This is a genomic window from Enterobacter sp. Ag1 (assembly GCA_000277545.1).
GTDB lineage: Bacteria > Pseudomonadota > Gammaproteobacteria > Enterobacterales > Enterobacteriaceae > Cedecea.
Genome location: AKXM01000005.1, coordinates 58,282 through 79,765, shown reverse-complemented (window position 1 = coordinate 79,765; position 21,484 = coordinate 58,282). Strand labels below are relative to the sequence as shown.

Here is a 21,484-nt window from a genome sequence, read left to right as displayed (position 1 = left end):
CTTACCACTGGTAGCTTAACGTTGCCACGTACTGACGCTTAACCGCGTACTCACAGCCGTTGTTTTGGCAGGCTGCAAGGTAGGTTTTGTTCGTCAGGTTAGCGGCGTTAAGGGCAACCTGCCACTGGCGGTACTGCCAGCCGATGCGGGCGTCATACACCGTGGCGCCCGGCACCTGCAGCGAGTTATCCGTTGTCGCATAGCTTGGGCCGACATAGCGCACGCCGCCGCCGAGGGAGAAACCATCCAGCGGGCCGCTGAACGCGTACTGGCTCCAGAGCTTGGCCAGGTTGCGGGAAATGCCCATCGGGTGTTTGCCTTCGCTGCCGTCGTTCGCCTGCAGCACTTCCGGGTCGGTCAGCGAGTAGGATGCGAGGATCTGCCAGGCTGGCGTGACGTTCACTTTACCTTCCAGTTCGATCCCACGGGAGCGGATCTCTCCGGTCTGCACGCTGTAATTCACATGATCGGGATCCGGCGTGGCGACGTTGGTTTGACGCAGATCGAACAGCGCCAGAGTAAACAGCGCGTCCATTCCGACCGGATCGTACTTCAGCCCAACTTCGGTCTGCTTGCCTTTGGTTGGCTTAAACGCATTGCCGTTAAACCCGGTACCCGCGCTTGGCACAAACGAGGTGGAATAGCTGATGTACGGCGCAATGCCGTTATCAAAGTGGTACAACAGCCCCGCACGGCCGGTGGTGGCGTAGTCATTGCGCGTCTGGTGAGAACCGTCCAGCAGGTTGGTCGCTTTGGTTTGCGCGCTGTCATACCGCCCGGCGAGGCTCATCACCCAGTTGTCCAGCGTCAGCTGATCCTGCAGGTAAAGCCCCGTTTGATCCATCGTCGAATGGCTGTTGCTGGTAAACGCCGGGATCTCGACCGGCGTGCTGTAGTCCGGGTTGAGGTAATTCAGCGGCACAGCGTCGCCGTAGCCCGCCTGGCTGCGCACCGAGGAGTGCATCACATCCACGCCGAGCAGCGCGGTGTGCGACACTGGCCCGGTATCAAAGCGGAACTCGCCCTGGTTATCCGCCGCAAAGTTACTCATCGTTTCGGTAAGGTTCATGGAGTAGCGGTCAACCAGCGGCTGGGTTGGGTACGTCCCGAACGGGTACACCATGCGGTAATCGGCGCTGCTGCTGATGTAACGCACGTTCTGGCGCAGCGTAATGTTATCGTTCAATTCGGTACGGAACTGATAGCCGATGCTGCCCTGCCTGCGGGTGTAGGTATCAAAGCCCGGCTGGCCGCCGTAGAAGTGGGTGCCAATATTACCGTTCGGGTTGTTCACCAGCGTGCCTTTGACCGGCAGCATGTTGTAGAAACCGGTGTCAGGATCCTGACGTAGCTGGGCCAGCAGCGTCAGGCTGGTGCGATCGTTTGGCTGCCAGGTCACGGACGGCGCAATGTCGTAGTGCTGGTAGCGGGTATGATCGACCTGCGTTTTGGTGTCGAAGAAGGTGCCCGCCACGCGGCCAAGCCACTCTTTGCTGTCGGTTAGCGGGCCGGTGACGTCAAAGCCGGTGCCAAACTGGCTGTTATTCCCGGCGCTGACGTAAACCTGGCCGCCCGGCTGGGCCTGCGGCGTTTTGCTGACAAGATTCACTACGCCGCCGGGGTTGGCCTGGCCGTAGAGCACCGAAGCCGGACCTTTGACCACTTCAATGCGGGAGAGCAGGAACGGATCCCACGCCGGGCGGCTCCACCAAGCTTCGCGCGGCAGGCGCAGGCCGTCCAGATATTCGTCGGCTTCAAAGCCACGCACCATGATGGTGTCAAAGCGGGTATCCGGGCCGGCATCTTCCGAGGAGACGCCCGCGACGTAGCGCAGCGTCTGGGGAATGTTTTTTGCCGCCATGGCCGCGATTTGCGCCTGTGTCACCACCGAAATACTCTGCGGCGTGCGGCTAATCAGCGAGCTGGATTTGGTGCCAGCCACCGCCTCATGTGCCACCACATTGGTTTCATCTTCCTGCCCGGAAGAAGAAGGTGCCGTGGCCGTAACAACCATCGTGCTGTCCTGTGCCGCCGGTTTGTCCGCTGCATGGGCAAAGCCCGCGCACGCCGCAAAGACCGCACAACTTAACGCCTTTAAAGGCATGTTCCCGTTTACCCATCCGCCCTGTTTCATATCGACCGTATCATGTTATAAGAAGAGGATCGAAATGATAATTATTCACCTTTAAAAGAGAAGAGCACCCGTGGCAGAATAGCTCGATCGGTTGACGGGATATCGCAAAGCGGACAGAGATTGTCTTAACGCGCTACTGCATCATGAAATGGCGAGAATCGGACGAACGGCAGGCAACAAATGATAAAGCAATTCACACAGCAGAGTCCGCAGGAAGCGTTTCTGGAAGTACGAGAACTCCATTATAGCGCAGGAAGCCAGGAGCCGTTTCACGCCCACGAGCAGGGCCAGCTGATTTACCCGGTCAGCGGCGTGGCAAAAATCCGCAGCGAGCAAAACGTCTGGGTCGTCGCCCCTGGCCACGCGCTTTGGCTGCCGGGGCGCCTGCCTCACGGCCTGGAAGCCATCGGCAACGTGGTCACCCACAATCTCTACATGACGCCAGCGGCCTCTGCCGCGTTCAGCCGCCACAGCCGCAGCCTGGCCGTCACGCCGCTGTTTCAGTCCCTGACCGTCGCTGGCCTGGAAAAACCCGCCGACCCGCAGCGAAGCCAGCTATTGCACGACCTGCTGCACAACGAGCTGCTGGGCCTGCAGGATATTGCCCTGTGCCATATCACCCTCCCCCACGACAGGCGTATTCGCCAGCTTTGCGATGCGCTGTGCAGCGACCTTTCCCAGCGGGAAACCCTGGCCTGGTGGGGAAAACGGGTCGGCGCAAGCGAAAGAACCCTGGCGAGGCTGTTCCGGGAAGAGACGCAGCTCAGCTTTACCGAATGGCGGCAGCAAATGCACCTGGTGGAAGCCGTCTGCCACCTTGCGCGCGGCACCACCATCAGCAATCTTTCCAGCACGCTCGGCTACGCCAGCAGCAGCGCGTTTATCGCTATGTTCAGGAAAAAGCTGGGCGTTTCCCCGCAGAGGTATATTGGCCGCTATCTCTGACACGGCTTTTACAATCCGGTTCCATCGGCGATAATCACCGTTTGCGCCCCGGACCGGAACAACCATGAGCGACACGAAGCCCCCGCAAACGACGGCCAAGCGCCCGATGAAACTCAGCACCTCGGTGACGCTGATGCTGTGCGCCGTTATCGGCTCGGTGCTGCTTGTGGTTTACGCCCTGTATTTTATCCAGATCAGCAACGCCACCCGCAGCGGCCTGAAAGACACCGCGCTGGCGGTGGCGAGAACCCTGGCCGACGATCCGACGATCAAATACGGCCTGACGCAGCCCCACAGTAAGGACATTATTCCGCCGGTAGCCACCCGCGTGCAGGAGCGTAACGACCTGCTGTTCGTGGTAGTGACCGACATGAACGGCATTCGCTATTCGCATCCCCAACCCGGCAATATTGGCTCGCATTTTATTGGCGACGACATTTTCCCGGCGCTGGAAGGCAAAGAGAATGTGTCGATCAACCACGGTGTGCTGGCGGAAGCCCTGCGCGTCTTTACGCCGGTCTATAACGAACAGCATAAGCAGATAGGCGTGGTCGCCATCGGCATCTCGCTGAGCAAAGTGGACGAGCAGATCAGCAAGAGCCGCTGGAGCGTGCTCTGGACGGTGTTGTTCAGCGCCCTGTTCGGCTCGCTCGGCACCTGGGTGCTGGTGCGGGTGCTGAAACGCATTCTGTTCGGCTTTGAGCCGTATGAAATCTCCGCGCTATTCGAGCAGCGCCAGGCTATGCTGCAGTCCGTTAAAGAGGGCATTATCGCCGTTGACCGCGAAGGCCGCGTGACGCTTATCAACCACGCGGCGCGCAAAATGCTGCTCTCCCCGGACGATTTCCGCCTCGGTAAAACCGTGCCGCCGGGGCCGCTGGTGGCCACGCTGTGCGAAGTGCTGCACACCGGCACGCCGATTCAGGATCGGCAAATCATCAGCTATGGCCGCCTGGTCTTGTGTAATGCGGTGCCAATTCGTATAAATAATCAGGTGATCGGCGCCATCAGTACCTTCCGAGACAAGACTGAAATCAATTTGTTGACCCAGCGTGTAGACGGCATGGTGAATTATGTCGACGCGCTGCGCGAGCGCTCGCACGAATTTATGAATAAGCTGCACGTCATTCTTGGCCTGCTGCAGCTTAAGCATTACGACAAGCTTGAAGAGTACATTCTGCAAACCGCCAGCAATTACCAGACGGAAATTGGCACGCTGCAGAGCAAAATTAAGTCGCCGGTGATTGCCGGGTTCCTGATTGGCAAGATTAACCGCGCGCGGGAAGCGGGCCACCATCTGGCGCTTGCCGACGAATGCCAGCTGCCGGACAACCCGAACGAACTTCAGGTGATGGCGCTGATTACCGCGCTGGGCAACCTGATTGAAAACGCGCTGGACGCGATGGGCGACCAGCCTGATGGCGAAGTAGGCGTGCTGCTGCACTACCAGAACGGCGTGCTAAGCGTGGAAGTCAGCGACGACGGACCGGGTATAGAGCCGGACCATATTCAGTCTATTTTTGACAAAGGCTACTCCACCAAAGGCGAGCAGCGTGGCGTGGGGCTGTTCCTTGCCAGGCAGCAGCTTGAGCGCCTTGGCGGCAGTATTCAGGTGGAGTCAGAACCCGGCGTCTTCACCCAATTCTTTGTGCAGTTACCCTGGGATAGTGAAAGGAACAATGCGTGATTAATGTCTTAATTGTTGATGATGATGCGATGGTTGCGGAGCTTAACCGCGCCTACGTCAGCCAAATCCCGGGCTTTAGCTGCTGCGGTTCCGCCTCCACGCTGAAACAGGCGCGGGAGATGGTCAGCAACCCGGAGCTAAAAATAGATCTGATCCTGCTGGATGTGTATATGCAGCAGGACAACGGCCTGGATCTGCTGCCGACGCTGCGTGAAGCGGGAAAAACCATCGATGTGATCGTTATCTCCTCGGCGGCGGACGCGGCGACTATCCAGAAGTCGATGCACTACGGCGTGGTGGATTACCTGATCAAACCGTTCCAGTTCCCGCGCTTTGAAGAAGCGTTAACCAACTGGCGCGAAAAGAAAAACCTGATGGGCACCCACAAATATTACGAGCAGGCGGACGTTGACCGACTGCTGCACGGTGGCTCCCCGGTGGTGGCGGACGCCAAGCGCCTGCCGAAAGGGCTGACGCCGCAAACGCTGCGCACCATTTGCCAGTGGATCGACACCCACCCGACGGAAGAGTTCTCCACCGACGAACTGGCGGCGGCGGTGAATATCTCTCGCGTGTCATGCCGTAAGTATCTGATCTGGCTGGCGCAGATCAATATCCTGTTCACCAGCATTCATTACGGCATGACCGGCCGCCCGGTGTACCGCTATCGCCTGCAGGCCGAACAGCTTGGCCTGCTCAAGCAGTACTGCCAGTAATCAGCCGGTAGCTGTCATCCAGTAACGTAAATCGGAACTGGCTGGCGGAAGAGAGAATAATCTCTCGCTGTTTGGTGACAAAAATCGCCTCGATATCGGGGCGATTCGCCAGCACGGCGCCGCCCTTTTCTAATCCCATCCCGTAAATCAACGTCGTCCAGATGTCCCCATCCAGCGAGTCAGTCGAGACGATCGTCACGCTATCCAGGTCGTTATCCAGCGGGTAGCCCGTGCGCGGGTCGAGAATATGGTGATAGCGTTTGCCGTCCAGCTCGAAATAGCGCTCGTAAACGCCGGATGTCACCACCGATTTGTTCGCCACCTCAATCACGCCCAGCATCTCTTCCGGGCCGCTAAACGGCTTTTTCAGCCCGATGGACCAGCCGCCTTCCGGCGAGCCCAGCGTCTGCACGTTGCCGCCGAGGTTAATCAGCCCCTGCGCCACGCCCTGCCGCTGCAGGAAGTCGCGTACCCGGTCGGCAATGTAGCCCTTGGCTATCGCGCCCAGGTCTATTTCCATCCCGCTATGTGCCAGATAAACGCTGCCTTCGGCTTCGTCCAGCACCACCTGATGCGGCTGCGTGCGCGGCAGCAGCGCGGCGATGTCTTCTGCCGGCGGAACGCTATCGCCCTTGAAACCAATCTTCCACCGCTTCACCAGCGGGCCAATGGCGAGATTAAAAATACTGTCGGGGAACAGGCTGGCGGCTTTGGCGCATTTGATAAGCTCGAACACCGGACGGCTGACGGCAACCGGATGTTTGCCCGCCGCGTGATTAATGCTCATCACCTGGGATTCGGCCCGGTTCACGGTAAGCAGATCTTCGTATTGTTTGATCAGGCGGAACACCTGAGAGGCGAGAGTTTCGTTGGGTTCGAACAGCTTGAGGAGAATGGGCGAGCCCATTAAAACGGCAGAGTAGCCATAAACACCTTCGGGTTGCGACATAGCGGGCTCCTTTTGCTGAAAAGGTTGCGCCCCGGCGAGGGCCGGAGCGCAGTTGGGCTTAGCGTTTTGCCCAGCTTGCCGCCTGATGGCCCGCCAGGGTACCAAAGACAATAATATCCGCCACCGCGTTACCGCCGATGCGGTTGCCGCCGTGAATACCACCGGCCACTTCACCCGCCGCGAACGCGCCAGGGATAACCTGATGCTGTTTATCCAGCACTTCGGTTTCGGCGTTGATGGTCACGCCGCCCATGGTGTGGTGCACCCCAGGGGCGATGCGGATGGCGTGGAACGGGCCATCTTTAATCGGGTTGCGCAGCGCGGTTTTACGGCCAAAATCTTCGTCGTACTGATTTTCCACGAAGCCGTTGTAACGCTCAAGCGTGGCGAGGAAGGTGTGGTAATCCATTCCCAGTTTCTCCGCCAGTTCGCGAGGCCCTTCGGCGCTGACCACAAAGCCTTTGGCGATGTACTCATCTGCCGCTTTGTTTTTAGTGCGAACGTTCTCGTCGAACACGATGTAAGCGTATTTCTCCGGCAGCGCGATAATCTGCGCCGACACTTTATCGCGGGTTTCCATTTCGTTGAAGAAGCGGCTGCCTTTTTGGTTCACAAGGATGGCACCGCCGCCGCGAATGGACTCGGAAATCAGGTACGAGGTGGTTTGCTCCACGGTTGGGTGAATCTGTATTTCGCCCATATCCACGGTGCCTGCGCCCAGTTTTTCCAGCAGCGCGATACCGCCGCCCGTGGCGCCTTTGTGGTTAGTGGTGACAAAGCCTTCCAGATCCGGGCGGTATTTCACCACCATCGAGCTGTTGGCGCTGAAGCCGCCGGTCGCCACGATCACGCTTTTCGCGTGGATGGTCAGCGCTTCGTTTTCGTCCGTCAGCAGCGCCACGCCGCTGACTGCGCCCTGGTCAAACAGGATTTCCGTTACCGCCGTTTCCATCAGCACGTCGATGCTGCGTTTGTTGATGTTACGCAGCAGGCCGCTGATCAGGTAGCCGCCGACCGCCGATCCGTCACGTGGGCGGTGGGTGCGGTCAATGCTCATCCCGCCGGTGGTGGTGATGTCGTTCAGCATGATGCCGCGATCCGCCAGCCACTCAATGGCCTGTGGGGCGTTTTCCACAAAGCGGTGCAGCAGCTCTGGGTTATTTTTGTTGTAGCCGCCTTTCAGGGTTTCGGCATAGAACAGCTCTTTGCTGTCGAAGATACCTTTGACGCGCTGGAAGCGGGTTTCCGCCGCGTTCATCCCGGCAGATGCCTTAACGGTGTTCCCGCCGATGGACGGCATTTTCTCAACGATCAGCACGCTGGCACCTTCGTCGTGGGCCTGAATCGCCGCCGCCAGACCTGCACCGCCGCTGCCGACCACAACCACGTCGTAGCTCTGCGGGGCGCTAACGCCGCCGCTTTCTTCAAACGCCTGCTGCTTGCTGGATTTCACCATCGCTTTAGAAACGGCTTTTTTCACCGCTTCGCTCTGGGAAGTCGCGCCGGAAATGGCATCCACAAACGGCGAGTTGGCGGTCAGGATACGGGTACGAATTTCTTCGAAGTTAGTGGTGAACTCCACGTCGTCCTGCGGGCCAGCGGCCAGCGCGATATCGGCGATGCGATCGCTGTCGAGGCTGACGTTAATCACCAGTTGGTTGACGTCATCGCTGACGGTTTCTTCGAAGATCCCCGGTTTAAATTTAGAGGCACCGCCCATGCTCATGTCACGGATCATCGCCTCGACCAGCGAGAAGCGCCACAGCGGCTCAGGGATGGTCAATTCTTCGCGTTTGGTGCTGTCGATAAACAGCTCCAGCACTTCGCCGTTGGCGATGCGGGCAGTCCAGTCCGGGTAGGCAATGCAGGCGCGGCCAACGGCCACCAGGTCATACCCGTGCTCCAGCGCGGTTTCCACGTCGGAAGCATTCACGATGCCGCCCACGCCCATCACCGGGATCTGCGCCAGCGCGTCGGAGCGCATTGCACAGTATTTGTTGATCAGCGGCGTCGGGTCGGTGGTGTCGTTAATGGACGGACGCAGCGAGTAACCCAGAGAGAAGTGCAGGTAGTCCAGGCCTCGCTCGGCCAGTTTTTCCAGCAGGTACATGGTGTCGTCGAAACGAATCCCAGGCACTTCAAGCTCTTCCGGGGAGAAACGGTAGCCGATGATGAATGCATCGTCAGCAAACTGACGCACCATCTGATGGGTGATATCCAGCACGGCAAGCGGGAACTTAGCGCGGTTGTCACGGCTACCGCCCCATTCGTCATCACGCTGGTTTGAGTTCGGGGAGTAGAACTGTTGAATCAGATAGGTGTTCGCGCCGTGGATTTCCACACCGTCGAAACCAGCCTGAATGGCGCGGCGAACGGCCTCACCAAATTTAGTCACCATGCCCGCCACTTCTTCTGTGGTCAGGGCACGCGGTGTTGCAGCACCGTCGCGTGGTGCGGCCAGCGCGCTTGGGCCAACCGGCGTGCGGCCACCGATGAGTTTAGGGTCGACCATGCGGCCGCCGTGGTAAATCTGCAGCAGGGCTCTGGAGCCTTCAGCTTTAATCGCGGCGGCGATTTTCGCCAGGCCAGCAATTTTTTCGTCGGTGTCTATCCCGATAGCGCCAGGGAAGGCCAGGCCTAAATCGTCAATAAAGCAGCATTCCACCACGATGGTACCGATGCTCCCGGCGCGGACGCGGTAGTACTCCACCAGCTCTTCGGTCACGGTGCCATCAAAATACCCGGTACAGGTAGTCATCGGTGCCATTAGCAGACGATTTTTTAACGCCGTACCGTTAGGTAAAGTAAATGGGCTTAACATGTTTTTGTCGGTGCTCATAATGTCGACTCCAAACTTTAAAATTTAAAACTGAGAATTCGGTTGCTGGCACTATTTTCGTTCTGGTTATTGGCCATTTCGCATGTCAACAATATAAGACTATTTTTAGTTACCAAACTATTTACGTTAGTTTAAAAACTATTGAAGAACCGTAATAACACAATTACCCACAACGTGTTATTAATTAAAATATAAAAGATAACAGCTTATTAAATTAATATAACATTTTAGTTACCTACCGGATGCACGCCGTGAACACGCGCCAGACCATGCGGCAAGCGGAATCGAGTCAGCAAAAAACATCAAAAATGACCTGAGCGCCGCTTTTTTAATGATCAAACTGATAACTTTTCGCCGTAAATAACCCTGCTAAAACACGAACTATTATTTTTTACGAAAAGAATAACCAGAATCTGTTTTTTTGATCTCGATCAATTGTCATATACCCCGAAAGCGCAATATATAACTATCCATAAAATTTAATTCACCGCCGATAAAAAGCGATGAATACCTATTTCCGCAACCGCTAACCAAGAGCGTTTAATTAATAAAGTAAGTTTAAAAACTAAAGTAAGCGGAAATATAAAACGAATCCTTAACTCCTTATAACGGTGTCATTATGAGTGTAATAACCACCAATCTACCGCCGCTCAAAGAGAGCAATAAAAAAGCAGGCAACAACAAACGTTGGCTGATGATGGCCCTGCCCATCATTGTGGCGCTGTTGCTGATGCTGGTTCCGGTCCCAGACGGCCTGCCGCCGTACGCCTGGCACTTCTTCGCTGTCTTCGTCGGCGTTATCGTTGGGCTTATCTTCGAACCGCTGCCGGGCGCCGTTATCGGCCTGACCGGGATCGTCGTCATTTCGCTCGGCAGTCAGTGGCTGCTGTTCAGCCCGGAGCAAATGGCCGACCCGAAATTCAAGCTGGCGGGAGCCTCCTTTAAATGGGCGGTCAGCGGCTTCGGGAACTCCACCGTCTGGCTTATCTTCGGCGCATTTATGTTTGCTGCCGGTTACGATAAGACCCAGTTTGGCCGCCGACTGGCGCTGATTCTGGTGAAATACCTTGGCCGCCGCAGCCTGACGCTGGGCTACGCCATTGCTTTCGCCGACCTGCTGCTGGCACCGTTTACCCCGTCCAACACCGCACGCAGCGGCGGGACCATCTACCCGATTATCGCTAACCTGCCGCCGCTGTATGGCTCAAAACCTAACGACCCAAGCGCGCGTAAAATCGGTTCTTACCTGATGTGGGTGGCTATCACCGCAGCCTGTATCACCAGCTCAATGTTCCTCTCTGCGCTGGCCCCTAACCTGCTGGCACTGGCTTTGGTGAAAAGCATCGTTGGCATCAACATCTCCTGGGGCATGTGGTTCCTCGCCTTCCTGCCGCTGGGCCTGCTGTTACTGCTGACCATGCCGCTGCTGGCTTACTGGCTCTACCCGCCTGAAGTGAAAGTGAACGACGAAGTGCCAAAATGGGCGAGCCGTGAACTGGAAAAACTGGGCAAACTGTCCCGCAACGAAATCCTGCTGCTGGTGTTCGTCTGCTCCGCGCTGGTGATGTGGATCTTCGCGGCAAGCTGGATTGAACCTGCGCTTGCGGCCCTGCTGGTTATCGTGCTGATGCTGTGGACCGGCGTTCTGAACTGGAACGACATCACCAATAACAAAGCGGCGTGGAACACCTTCGTCTGGTTCGCCACCCTGGTTGCCCTGGCCGATGGCCTGTCTTCTACCGGCTTCATCTCCTGGCTGGGTAAAGAAGGCGGCGCGCTGATGACCGGTATCGCCCCAGGCACCGCGACCATTGTCCTGCTGCTGGCGTTCTACCTGCTGCACTACCTGTTTGCGAGCACCACCGCGCACACCACCGCGCTGCTGCCAGCGATGCTGACCATCGCCTCCACCATTCCGGGCATGAATATGGAAGTGTTCTGTCTGCTGATGGTGACCTCGCTGGGTATCATGGGCATCATCACTCCATACGGCACCGGCCCAAGCCCTATCTACTACGGTAGCGGCTACCTGCCAACTAAAGATTACTGGCGCCTGGGCACCATCTTCGGTGGCCTGTTCCTGGCCGCGCTGCTGGTGATTGGTTATCCGTGGATGTCCCTGATGTTCTGATTTAAAGCCGCTGGAGGGCAACCTCCGGCGGTTTATTTTTATGGAGTAACGAGCTATGTCGAACAAACCTTTTGTTTACCAAAATCCCTTCCCGCTGGCGCATGACGACACCGAATATTACCTGTTAACCCGCGACCACGTTTCCGTCAGCGAATTTGAAGGCCAGTCCATCCTTAAAGTTGAGCCACAGGCGCTGACCCTGCTCGCTCAGCAGGCGTTTCACGATGCGGCGTTTATGCTGCGTCCGGCGCACCAGCAGCAGGTGGCGGATATCCTGAGCGACCCGGAAGCCAGCGAAAACGATAAGTACGTCGCGCTGCAGTTCCTGCGTAACTCAGACATCTCGGCCAAGGGCATTCTGCCGACCTGCCAGGATACCGGCACCGCCATCATCATGGGCAAAAAAGGCCAGCGCGTCTGGACCGGCGGTGGCGATGAAGCGGCGCTGTCTCAGGGCGTGTACAACACCTACATCGAAGATAACCTGCGCTACTCCCAGAACGCCGCGCTGGATATGTACAAAGAGGTGAACACCGGCACCAACCTGCCTGCACAAATTGACCTCTACAGCGTGGACGGCGATGAATATAAATTCCTGTGCGTCGCCAAAGGCGGCGGTTCTGCCAACAAAACCTATCTGTATCAGGAAACTAAAGCACTGATCACCCCGGCGAAGCTGAAAAATTACCTGGTGGAGAAAATGCGCACGCTGGGCACCGCAGCCTGTCCGCCGTATCACGTCGCGTTTGTGATTGGCGGCACCTCCGCAGAATCCACGCTGAAAACCGTGAAGCTGGCGTCGACCCACTACTACGACGGCCTGCCAACCGAAGGTAACGAGCACGGCCAGGCGTTCCGCGACGTGCAGCTTGAGCAAGAGCTGCTGAAAGAAGCGCAGGAGCTTGGCCTGGGCGCGCAGTTCGGCGGCAAATACTTCGCCCACGATATCCGCGTCGTTCGTCTGCCACGCCACGGCGCATCCTGCCCAATCGGCATGGGCGTCTCCTGCTCCGCCGACCGCAACATCAAGGCGAAAATCAACAAAGACGGCATCTGGATTGAGAAGCTGGAAAGCAATCCGGGCAAATACATCCCGGAAGAGCTGCGCCAGGCCGGAGAAGGCGAAGCGGTGAAAGTGAACCTGAACCGCCCGATGAAAGAGATCCTCGCGCAGCTGTCCGACTTCCCGGTGTCCACTCGCCTGTCGCTTAGCGGCACCATCATCGTGGCACGCGACATCGCCCACGCGAAGCTCAAAGAACGCCTCGATAACGGCGAAGCGCTGCCGCAGTACGTGAAAGATCACCCGATCTACTACGCTGGCCCGGCTAAAACGCCGGAAGGTTACGCTTCCGGTTCCCTGGGCCCAACCACGGCAGGCCGCATGGACTCCTACGTGGACCAGCTGCAGGCCAACGGCGGCAGCATGATCATGCTGGCCAAAGGCAACCGCAGCAAGCCAGTGACCGACGCCTGCCACAAACACGGCGGCTTCTACCTCGGCAGCATCGGTGGCCCGGCGGCGGTGCTGGCGCAAAACAGCATCAAGAGCCTTGAACTGGTGGAATACCCTGAGCTGGGTATGGAAGCTATCTGGAAAATCGAAGTGGAAGACTTCCCGGCGTTTATCCTGGTGGATGACAAAGGCAACGACTTCTTCCAGCAGATCCAGAACAAACAGTGCGCGGGCTGTAACAAGCACTGATTTCAGTGAATACTGATAATAAGGCGGGCGCTACGGTGCCCGCTTTTTTTTGCCCCAAAGTTACCCCATACTGAGGCCACATTTCAGCCAACGCCAACGCAAGGACTTCACATGTTAAGGATAATCAGCTGGCTACTGCTCACGCTGCTTAGCTGTGCGGGACTTGGCGCCTGGTTTTTACAGCAGCAGTACGAAGATAAATCCGCCGACTTCCGCATTCTTTACCGCGAAATCACGGTTAAGCTGTCCCAGCACGATGCCATCATTCCTCTGCTGCCCGTCAGCCAAAACGCCGTTGAGGTGCAGCACATTCTGCCGCAGATCGTCGAGTGGCGACGGCATGACAACCCGGAGCCTCGCCTGGCGATTGTGCCAGAAGCCAATGGCCGCTACTGGCTGAACCGCCCTAACCTCTCGCTGCTGATCGATCTCCCGACGCTGCTCGACACGCTGGGCGAGAAAAAGACGTTTCAACACCTCAGCATCAGCTGGAATAACACTCTTCTTTGCGAACAGGGCACCGCCAACAAGGGTTACTGGCAGTGGGATAAAACCGTCGCCAGCCCGACGCAGCCGTTTTTAGTTTCGGCCAGCGACAGCCCGGCATGGGCGAAACTGCCCTGGTGGCTGATAGCATCCCCGGCGCTGTTTTGGGCGCTGGCGATCTACTTGCTGACGCAATATCAGGCCAACAAACGCCGCCGGGACATTGCCGACCTGCGCGCCCGCTACGCCGAACTGACGCGCCTCAATACCATGGGAGAATTGGCGGCCGGCATGGTGCACGAGCTGAACCAGCCGCTGAGCGCCATCATGAGCTATAACCAGGCAGCAGTACGGCTGATTAAACAGGATAATCCGGCTCAGGTACCAGAACTGCTGGACGCCGCCGTGCTGCAGATAAAGCGCATCGACGGCCTGCTTAGCCAATTTCGCCAGAAGCTCACCAGCGAACGCGCCGAGCACCAGCGGGTCGATCTCCCGTCGCTCTGGCAGCGCGTGTGCAAACTGTTGGATAACGAACTGAGCCACAGCAAAATCCGCGTCACCAGCCATTTTGCCGACGACCTGCCGCCGCTCATCGCCCCGCCGCTGTGGGTTGAGCAAATCCTGCATAACATCGCCAGCAACGCGATTCAGGCACAAACCAACGGCGCAGGCTGGGTACACCTGGAGGCAAGCTCGGATAATAACGGCATCGCGCTGACGGTAACCGACGGCGGGCCGGGGCTTTCTCCTGAGGCGCTGGAACAGGTCTTTATTCCGTTCTTCACCACCCGAGCGCAGGGCGTCGGGCTGGGGATGGCGCTCGCCGACACGCTGGTACAGCGCCTGAACGGCACCATTGAGGCCGGCAACACATCAGCGGGCGGAGCCTGCTTCCGCCTGTGGTTCCCGCTTAAGGATGAGGAGAAATAATGGCACCATGTATCTGGCTGATTGACGATGACGCCGCCATTCGTGACTCGCTGAGTCTGCTGCTTGCCACCGTCGGTTGGCAAACCCTGGCTTTTGACAGCGCCCAGGCGTTTCAGCAAAACACCGGTGACTTAAGCCAGCTCGACGGCTGTATGCTGCTCGATATCCGCATGCCAGGGAAAACCGGGCTGACGCTGCTGGAGGAGTGGACGCAGCAGGGCCTGGCGCTGCCGGTGATTATCATGACCGGACACGGCAACATCGATTTATGCCGCCGCGCCTTTAAGAACGGTGCCTTTGAGTTCCTGACCAAGCCGGTTGATGCCGATCTGCTGTTCGAGGTCGTGGGTACCGCAATGGAACAACAGAAAGCGAAAGTTGAAGCCCGGCAGCAATGGCAGCCGCTACAGGAAAAGCTAGCCACGCTCACCGCGCGGGAAAAAGAGATGCTGAAGCAGCTTATTCAGGGCTATTCCAGTAAGGAGATCGCGCAGCTGTGTTCGCTGTCGCCGCGCACCGTGGAAGCGCACCGCGCCAATATTTTCTCCAAACTGGAAGTCAACTCGCTGCCCAAACTGCTGAAAACCTACGGCGACATCGCCAGAGAGACTAAGTAAAACTACCTGGAAAGTTAGGTGTTCGCGCCAATTTCCCGCTATCTCCGCGTTGCATAGTATTGCCCCATAGCCAACAACTCTGGAGCAACATCATGAAACGTCTTCTGTTAAGCGCCCTGCTGCTGGGCGGTCTTGTCTCCACGGCCAGCGCCGCCACCGGCGTACTGAGCCAAAAAAACATCTCCCTCGACCTCGCCGATAAGCTGGCGCAAAACGTCCTTCAGGCCTGTGCCAAAGACAACTACAACGTGGCGGTCACCGTAGTCGATCGTTCAGGCACGCCGCTGGTGATGAAGCGCATGGACAACGCCGGGCCGCATACCGTGGAAGCCAGCCGCATGAAGGCCTTCACCTCGCTGACCACCAAAAACCCAACCGACAACGTGATGAAGGGTTCCCAGTCCAATGCGGGCGCGGCCAACCTGCGTGATATTCCAGGCTTCCTGCTGCTGGCGGGCGGCGTGCCGGTGAAGTCGGGTGAACAGGTGATTGGCGCGGTCGGCGTCGGCGGCGCACCGGGCGGCCATCTGGATCAGGCCTGTGCCCTGGCAGGCTTAAACAATATTGAGAAAGAACTGAACGCGGGATAACACCACAAGGAGCAGGACATGCATGACAAGAAAAGCTTACTGACGCTGGCGCTTCTGCTGAGCGCAGGCCATGCCGCCGCAGCCACCAGCGATGAAGGCTACTACGCTTCGGCGAAATATGTACACAGCGAGCAGCGCGCCAGTGACCAGGACACCAGCAGCCGTCCCGGCGTCGGCCAGTTTGTTGGCGGTAAAGAGAAAGACAGGCTCGGCGGCGCGTCACTGGCGGCTGGCTACCAGTACGGCAACGGCTGGCGCACCGAAGGAGAATACACTTTCCGCCAGAAAACTGAATTTACCAGCGGCTCAACCGCCTTCCCGACCAGCCTGAACCACCTGAAGCTGAACACCGAGCGGCTGATGCTGAACGTCTATCGCGATTACGACATTGGCTATGGCTTGTCGCTGTTTGGCACCGCTGGCTTAGGTATTGCGAAAGTGAAGGCCGGTGGCTGGCAGGGCAACGCCGCCCGTGAATACGCCGACAGCACGCAAAACAATCTCGCTTATTCGTTGGGCGCGGGCATCAGCTACTCACCGATCGCTCGCCTGAGTTTCGACGTGGGCTATCGCTACGTGGATATGGGGAAAGTGGAAAGCGGCTATAACACCTTCGGGAACGTGCGCGGCCTGAAGGATGAGCAGATGAAAGCTCGCCTGGCCTCCAGCGAGTTCACTCTGGGTGCTCGCTACCTGTTCTAACAATAAGGCGGCCACCGGGCCGCCCTTTTACATTGTTAGTGATGCAGCATCTCGTCCACAACCTGCGCTTTGGTCATGTTGTACGGGTAATACGTCGGCCAGTTGTCCATCTCTTTCAGCAAAGCATCTTGTGATTCGCTCCCCATAAAGATATGGAAATGCTGCGACTGGCGCTGGGCGATGATGTGGTCGCTAAACTGCACGAACTTTGGCGCTTTGGACTGCGCATCTTTGCACTCAAACAGGTAGCGAACGCCCTTCTTTCCCGAGGCATAGGTCAGGATTTTATGCCCGGCGTAGTCGTAATGACAGCTTTGCACCGCTTTGCCGACGTGAAACTCGATGACATTATTTTCAATCCCTATCATCTCCACGTCAGTCGCATAGCCCTTTTGATAATACGCCCGATACTCCGCCACACTTTTGCCGCTCTTTTTGGCTTTTTTCTCCAGCACCGGATCGAGGTCGCCGCTGAGCAGCAGGGGATTGACCGACTGCCAGATCCCGTCCCAGTCGGACAGCGCGCGATCTTTCACGTTAACGTCGTCAAAGATCCCTTCGCTCGCCTTTTGTTCCACTTCCGTGAGCGGTTTGCCGTGATGGTGGCCGTGCGCCAGCGCCTGATGGCTCGCCAGTAACACGCCCATGCCCAGAATAAACGCCGATTTTTTCATGATCATACTGTTCCCCTGTGTATTCCTTACACGAAAAAGAAAACGTTATAACATAACAAATCACGAAATCAACTACAGCCTGCGGTGAGCGTGCCCGGCGCCTGCCGAAGACGCACTCTTTCGCTGTAAAGCGCCAGCAGCATACCGGCCAGGCAAAGCGCGCCCATCAGCAAAAATATCCCTCTGTCCAGCCCGGCCATCAGCCCTAAAGAGAACACCATTGGCCCCAGGCTACTGCCCAGTGAGGAGAGATTTTGTGCCCCATAATAGCTGGCCTTCAGCGCCTCAGGCGCGATGTCGTCGATGTAGATGTATTCACTGGGGATCAGAATAATTTCACCCAGGCTGAAAACAAACATCGCCACACACAGCCCCGGCAGCGTATCCAGCTCGCCCATCGCAGTAATAGCGGCCGCCAGCAGGGCAAAGCCCACCACAATCAGTTTAATTAACAGCCTGCGATGCAGCAGCCAGAGGCTGACAGGATATTGAAGCAGTATCACCGTCAGAGAATTACAGCTAATGAGCACCGAAACAAAGCGCATTGCTTCGGGCTTGCCCATGCTGGTTAAGAACCAGAGCGGCAGGTAGTCAGAGAAACGCCCCATCACCACCCACGCAAATACGGTACTCAGGGTAAACCAGATTAAGACACGATCTCTTGCCAGCACGGACAGCGTCTTTAAAAATGATTCAGGCCGGTTGCCTGTGGATGCATTCTTAAAACGAGGCTGGAATAACACCCCCAGCAACGAGCAGACTCCCGCGGCCAAATAGACACTTTCAACATTCGGGGATAATACAAACGTGGTCAATAACGGGCCTGTCGCCCAGGCGACATTAATTAAGGTATAGCGAAGAGAAAATACTTTGGTTCTTTCGCCCTGAGGAACCAAATCGCTCAGGGAAGCCTTTACGCCAATGGCATAAAACGTATTCGCGACCTCGCTCAGGGTCAATACGAACAGCACGCCAGCCAGACTTTCCATCCAGCCAAGCAGCAGCCAGCCAACGGCCATCACCAAACCACAAAGCCTTAAAATAAGCGAGCGTGACAGCCTGTCCAGCCAGTATCCGCCATACACGCCCAGCCCGGAAGAAACCAGCAGCGCGCCGCCGAGCAGAAGTCCCGCAGATTCGAATGAAATATGTAAATTCTTACCGAGCGTAAGTACTAAAACAGGGGCAATCATCGCCCGGGAAATAGAGGATAAAAAAGAGGACGCCAGAAGAAAATAAACGGTTAAAACCCGACCTGACATTTTTTTAATTCCGTTGACGGCTAAAGAGGAATTCACTATAGATAAAAAAGAGGAACACAAAAATGGATGAATAAAGGTGAAATTCATTCCTCTTTTTAGAGAAAAGTCATGGCGCTGATCGATAAATTCAACGTGTTATACCGACGCTTCGGGGATGCACCGGCCCAGCCGGGATTAGAGCAACTGGCAGACTTACTGCATTGCAGCGAACGCTATGCCCGTATCCAGCTGACTAAAATGCGCGAGCTGGGCTGGATTGACTGGCAGCCCGGTATCGGGCGAGGAAAACGCTCGACGCTACGGCTGGTGACCAGCCCGGAGCAAATTGAATGGTTACGGCTCAGGGATCTGGTCGCCAAAGGGCAGCTGGAAGCCGCCTTCGCGCACCTGACGTCGCCGCAGAGAAACCGGCTACTTGCCGATCTGAGCAGCCATCTTGGCGTGGTGGGCAAAGAGGTCAGAATCGCCATTCCAACCCTGCCAGCTACCCTGGATCCCCGGCGCATCAAAAACAGGATTGAGTCATATCTGGTCCGGCAAATTTACGACAGGCTCGTGGATTACGATGAAATAAACCAGCGAATAACCGGCGCCCTTGCCCACCACTTCGAAACAAATGCTCAGGCCACGGCCTGGACATTTTGGCTGAGGCCCGGCGTCACGTTTCACACCGGAGAGCGCCTGGACGCAAGTATCGTCGCGCAAAGCCTGCTGCGGCTGAAAGAGCCGCCGGGACACTATGCCGGCCTTTTTCAGTCGTTAGATCGTGTTGAAGTTCTGAGCAGCGAGGTACTGACTTGCCATCTCACGCACACCGACTGGCTGTGGCCCCACAAACTGGCGACGGCGACCGCCTCTATCACGCTTCCTTCGTCCCGGCACGGACGGCCCATCGGCAGCGGTCCATTCCAAATGGAGCAACAGAGCAAGCAGCGCATTGTGCTGCGGGCGTTCGATCGCTACTACGGCACACGCGCTTTAATTGAAAAAGTTGAGTTTTGGTCCCTGCCGGAATCCCCCGATCCCGTAACAGACATTACCTTTGATCCGGGGGCTGCAACTCAGCAAACCGATGTTCAGAACGGGTGCACCTATCTGATAGTGAGCACCCGCAGTCAGCTCATCCCAGTGGGAGAACGCCAGGCGATACTGGGGTTACTGAGCAACGCGCTTCCACCGGCAAACAACGCGGAACGAACGCCAGCCCTCAGCATTATCCCCGGCTGGGAAAGCCCACGTTCTTTGAGGCAAAATTCGCCGCCAGACATAACCGGCACGCTAAAAATCTACTCTTACGATCTGCCGTGCTTCACTACGCTGTTTGCCCGCCTGCAGCAGGTTCTTACCGCCGCAGGCATAAGGGCTGAACATATCATCCTTGGAAGCGAGGCTTTTCTTCGCCCGGAAGAGTGGCTCAGTGAGGCCGACCTGATCATGGGGAGTGAAATCCTCTACCACCGCAGTGCCTACGACATTTACGAGTGGCTCCACAGCTCAAAGCTGTTGAACGCGGGCATGACTAAGACGGAGCACGAACGCCTGCATGACAGGCTCGCGCAGATAAGAACCGATCCCCACGAGCAATCCAGGCAGGAAAAGTGCAAAGCGCTGGCGGACTGGCTGATTACCGAAGGCATCTTGCTGCCTTTGTCCCATGAGCGAGTGGGCTACACGGCAAACCATCGCCTGCACGGCACCGGGCTGGCAGGCTATGGCTGGGTCGACCTCGCCCGCATCTGGATTAAAAATAATGAACTGAGTGTGTCCTGATGTGATACGCGTGGGGCAGAAATAAAAATAACGATCCCCCGAACTTTATACAGGCTCACGTACAGGCTTATAGGAATGAAGGGCAAAAATAGAAGACAGCAGGTTAGAAACTCAGCCTCTATCATCCAGACGTTGGGCTATAGATTTACAACCTGATTCCACCAGGCTAAATACTTCTGCCGAGAATGTATAAAGTGCTGGTCTGCGTGGCGCTGGAAAACGTCTCGTTTGTTAAGTGGCGCATGCCCGGGCCTCATAAAAGCGCCGGGCGCCTTCGTTCCCTTCCAGAACCTGTAGCCACAGATAATGCTGTTCTCGCCGCTGCGCCAGCCGAAGCATTTCTTCGAAAATCAGCTTGCCGTAGTTTTTCCCCGTCTCACCTGGGGCAAGGTAGAGCTTATTAAGCAGGGCGCCGGAAAACGAATGCTCAGGCACCGGCAGGTTCCAGCTGATTTTGGCAAATCCCACCGGCTTTTCTACCTCAGCAATAAACCAGCTGACCCCAGGGCAGGCCAGGCTCTCGGCCAGCGTCTGCGGAGCGTATTCCTCTTCAATAAAAGCCTGAAGCTCCTCAGCAGAAACCCAGTGTCGCTCAAAGTGATGGCGATAACTTTCGCTCCCCAACGCAGCTAAGAGCGGCACATCTTCCAGCCTTGCTTTACGTATTTTCATACTCATGCCTTTCCCCCAACAAAGAAGATTTTTGCCATCAAAATTTGAATTTAAGCGATAGCGTCTAATAACTTAACCTTAAAGTAGAGCTCAGCGAAGCTTTTCACCTGGAGCTTACTCATTGCTGAACGCTTATGGAGGCTGATCTGCCGAATCGTTATGTTGAGAGAGTCTGCAATCATGGCGGGCCTATAGCCTTTTAACAAAAAGCGAATAACATTTATTTCATCGCAGTCTAAACGGCAGTACGGGCAGGAAGGCACGATACGCTGCCTTTTAGGGTACAGTATTTTCGCAATGGCTGAGTTGATTTTTCCGCCGATCGTATAACAATCATCGCTCAACGAAATAAAATAGATTTCTTCCCTGTACCAAATATCCTGAAGGAAAGTCTTCGCCCGGTCGGAACAAAATATGATCGACGGCGAAGGTATTCGGTGTCGAAACGCGCTGTTATAAAGCGCGTAGGCGTTATTTTCTGTAAAAATAAAAAACGGGATAAAACGCTGTCCGGTGATCCAGATACCCCATTCGGTGTAGTCGAGATGCATTCTTTCTAACAGCGTTAACAATCCGTCCAGATAAAAACATTCCTTTGCAACGATTCTCATATCCGTCATCACCTCAACCCATAAAAAGCATTCGGGCAGGCGCTAACCTGCCCGAATTTAA

At 56.5% G+C, this 21,484-nt stretch carries 17 protein-coding genes; 10 read left to right on the top strand and 7 right to left on the bottom strand.

Annotation, left to right across the window (positions count from 1 at the left end; genetic code table 11):
• Position 1 precedes the first annotated feature (1 nt).
• Complete coding sequence (locus A936_RS02925; protein WP_008454423.1) at positions 2-2,134, bottom strand: TonB-dependent siderophore receptor; 2,133 nt, start codon at positions 2,132-2,134, stop codon at positions 2-4.
• 180 nt (positions 2,135-2,314) lie between these two features.
• On the opposite strand from A936_RS02925, the gene A936_RS02920 reads away from it, so the two are divergent.
• The 3 genes from A936_RS02920 to dcuR all read left to right on the top strand — a co-directional run bounded on the left by A936_RS02920 (position 2,315) and on the right by dcuR (position 5,482).
• Positions 2,315-3,079: an AraC family transcriptional regulator gene (locus tag A936_RS02920; protein ID WP_008454421.1), complete on the top strand. Its 765-nt coding sequence runs from the start codon at positions 2,315-2,317 to the stop codon at positions 3,077-3,079.
• Positions 3,080-3,143: 64 nt separating this feature from the next.
• A complete protein-coding gene (locus tag A936_RS02915) occupies positions 3,144-4,766 on the top strand; it encodes a sensor histidine kinase (RefSeq protein WP_008454419.1) in 1,623 nt (540 codons plus the stop codon).
• Positions 4,763-5,482, top strand: a complete 720-nt coding sequence (gene dcuR / locus A936_RS02910) for a two-component system response regulator DcuR (protein WP_008454417.1) — start codon at positions 4,763-4,765, stop codon at positions 5,480-5,482. Before A936_RS02915 ends, dcuR begins: the two co-directional genes overlap by 4 nt.
• Here the strand turns inward: dcuR and A936_RS02905 are convergent.
• Positions 5,463-6,431 carry an FAD:protein FMN transferase gene (locus tag A936_RS02905; protein WP_008454415.1) on the bottom strand — a complete coding sequence of 323 codons (969 nt, stop codon included), beginning with the start codon at positions 6,429-6,431 and terminating at the stop codon, positions 5,463-5,465. The two genes, dcuR and A936_RS02905, sit on opposite strands and share 20 nt — an antisense overlap.
• A gap of 58 nt (positions 6,432-6,489) precedes the next feature.
• Positions 6,490-9,270, bottom strand: a complete 2,781-nt coding sequence (locus A936_RS02900) for a flavocytochrome c (RefSeq protein ID WP_008454412.1) — start codon at positions 9,268-9,270, stop codon at positions 6,490-6,492.
• Between the two features lie 619 nt (positions 9,271-9,889).
• On the opposite strand from A936_RS02900, the gene A936_RS02895 reads away from it, so the two are divergent.
• From A936_RS02895 to A936_RS02870, 6 genes are all read left to right on the top strand, one after another.
• Positions 9,890-11,401, top strand: a complete 1,512-nt coding sequence (locus A936_RS02895; RefSeq protein WP_008454410.1) for an anion permease — start codon at positions 9,890-9,892, stop codon at positions 11,399-11,401.
• A 55-nt stretch (positions 11,402-11,456) separates the two neighbouring features.
• A complete protein-coding gene (gene fumA, locus A936_RS02890) occupies positions 11,457-13,106 on the top strand; it encodes a class I fumarate hydratase FumA (protein WP_008454408.1) in 1,650 nt (549 codons plus the stop codon).
• 111 nt (positions 13,107-13,217) lie between these two features.
• Positions 13,218-14,525 (top strand): sensor histidine kinase, encoded by a 1,308-nt coding sequence (locus A936_RS02885; protein ID WP_008454406.1) that lies wholly within the window; start codon positions 13,218-13,220, stop codon positions 14,523-14,525.
• On the top strand, positions 14,525-15,142 hold the full coding sequence (locus tag A936_RS02880; RefSeq protein ID WP_008454404.1) for a response regulator transcription factor: 618 nt from the start codon (positions 14,525-14,527) through the stop codon (positions 15,140-15,142). Before A936_RS02885 ends, A936_RS02880 begins: the two co-directional genes overlap by 1 nt.
• Before the next feature lie 92 nt (positions 15,143-15,234).
• Positions 15,235-15,732, top strand: coding sequence for a GlcG/HbpS family heme-binding protein (locus A936_RS02875; RefSeq protein WP_008454402.1), 498 nt, complete (start codon positions 15,235-15,237; stop codon positions 15,730-15,732).
• A gap of 18 nt (positions 15,733-15,750) precedes the next feature.
• A complete protein-coding gene (locus tag A936_RS02870) occupies positions 15,751-16,434 on the top strand; it encodes an outer membrane protein (RefSeq protein ID WP_008454400.1) in 684 nt (227 codons plus the stop codon).
• A gap of 35 nt (positions 16,435-16,469) precedes the next feature.
• Here A936_RS02870 and zinT read toward each other — a convergent pair whose 3' ends face one another.
• Positions 16,470-17,114 carry a metal-binding protein ZinT gene (zinT, locus tag A936_RS02865; RefSeq protein WP_008454399.1) on the bottom strand — a complete coding sequence of 215 codons (645 nt, stop codon included), beginning with the start codon at positions 17,112-17,114 and terminating at the stop codon, positions 16,470-16,472.
• Between the two features lie 62 nt (positions 17,115-17,176).
• Positions 17,177-18,370 (bottom strand): MFS transporter, encoded by a 1,194-nt coding sequence (locus A936_RS02860; protein WP_008454397.1) that lies wholly within the window; start codon positions 18,368-18,370, stop codon positions 17,177-17,179.
• A gap of 108 nt (positions 18,371-18,478) precedes the next feature.
• Between A936_RS02860 and A936_RS02855 the strand changes: the two genes are divergently transcribed.
• A complete protein-coding gene (locus A936_RS02855) occupies positions 18,479-20,140 on the top strand; it encodes an SgrR family transcriptional regulator (RefSeq protein WP_008454395.1) in 1,662 nt (553 codons plus the stop codon).
• Positions 20,141-20,371: 231 nt separating this feature from the next.
• On the opposite strand, the gene A936_RS02850 is transcribed toward A936_RS02855, so the two are convergent.
• Together A936_RS02850 and A936_RS02845 are read right to left on the bottom strand one after the other, a co-directional pair.
• Entirely contained in the window at positions 20,372-20,812 is a 441-nt protein-coding gene (locus A936_RS02850; RefSeq protein ID WP_008454393.1) for a GNAT family N-acetyltransferase, read from the bottom strand.
• Between the two features lie 50 nt (positions 20,813-20,862).
• The gene (locus A936_RS02845) at positions 20,863-21,423 is read right to left on the bottom strand and encodes a helix-turn-helix domain-containing protein (protein ID WP_008454391.1); all 561 of its coding nucleotides are present in this window, start codon (positions 21,421-21,423) and stop codon (positions 20,863-20,865) included.
• Positions 21,424-21,484 lie beyond the last annotated feature (61 nt).

Bases quoted from the DNA above. Each gene is read 5' to 3' on its own strand.
- A936_RS02925 (WP_008454423.1), bottom strand. From the start codon at position 2,134: ATGAAACAGGGCGGATGGGTAAACGGGAACATGCCTTTAAAGGCGTTA.
- A936_RS02920 (WP_008454421.1), top strand. From the start codon at position 2,315: ATGATAAAGCAATTCACACAGCAGAGTCCGCAGGAAGCGTTTCTGGAA.
- A936_RS02915 (WP_008454419.1), top strand. From the start codon at position 3,144: ATGAGCGACACGAAGCCCCCGCAAACGACGGCCAAGCGCCCGATGAAA.
- A936_RS02905 (WP_008454415.1), bottom strand. From the start codon at position 6,431: ATGTCGCAACCCGAAGGTGTTTATGGCTACTCTGCCGTTTTAATGGGC.
- A936_RS02900 (WP_008454412.1), bottom strand. From the start codon at position 9,270: ATGAGCACCGACAAAAACATGTTAAGCCCATTTACTTTACCTAACGGT.
- A936_RS02895 (WP_008454410.1), top strand. From the start codon at position 9,890: ATGAGTGTAATAACCACCAATCTACCGCCGCTCAAAGAGAGCAATAAA.
- fumA (WP_008454408.1), top strand. From the start codon at position 11,457: ATGTCGAACAAACCTTTTGTTTACCAAAATCCCTTCCCGCTGGCGCAT.
- A936_RS02885 (WP_008454406.1), top strand. From the start codon at position 13,218: ATGTTAAGGATAATCAGCTGGCTACTGCTCACGCTGCTTAGCTGTGCG.
- A936_RS02880 (WP_008454404.1), top strand. From the start codon at position 14,525: ATGGCACCATGTATCTGGCTGATTGACGATGACGCCGCCATTCGTGAC.
- A936_RS02875 (WP_008454402.1), top strand. From the start codon at position 15,235: ATGAAACGTCTTCTGTTAAGCGCCCTGCTGCTGGGCGGTCTTGTCTCC.
- A936_RS02870 (WP_008454400.1), top strand. From the start codon at position 15,751: ATGCATGACAAGAAAAGCTTACTGACGCTGGCGCTTCTGCTGAGCGCA.
- zinT (WP_008454399.1), bottom strand. From the start codon at position 17,114: ATGATCATGAAAAAATCGGCGTTTATTCTGGGCATGGGCGTGTTACTG.
- A936_RS02860 (WP_008454397.1), bottom strand. From the start codon at position 18,370: ATGTCAGGTCGGGTTTTAACCGTTTATTTTCTTCTGGCGTCCTCTTTT.
- A936_RS02855 (WP_008454395.1), top strand. From the start codon at position 18,479: ATGGCGCTGATCGATAAATTCAACGTGTTATACCGACGCTTCGGGGAT.
- A936_RS02850 (WP_008454393.1), bottom strand. From the start codon at position 20,812: ATGAAAATACGTAAAGCAAGGCTGGAAGATGTGCCGCTCTTAGCTGCG.
- A936_RS02845 (WP_008454391.1), bottom strand. From the start codon at position 21,423: ATGAGAATCGTTGCAAAGGAATGTTTTTATCTGGACGGATTGTTAACG.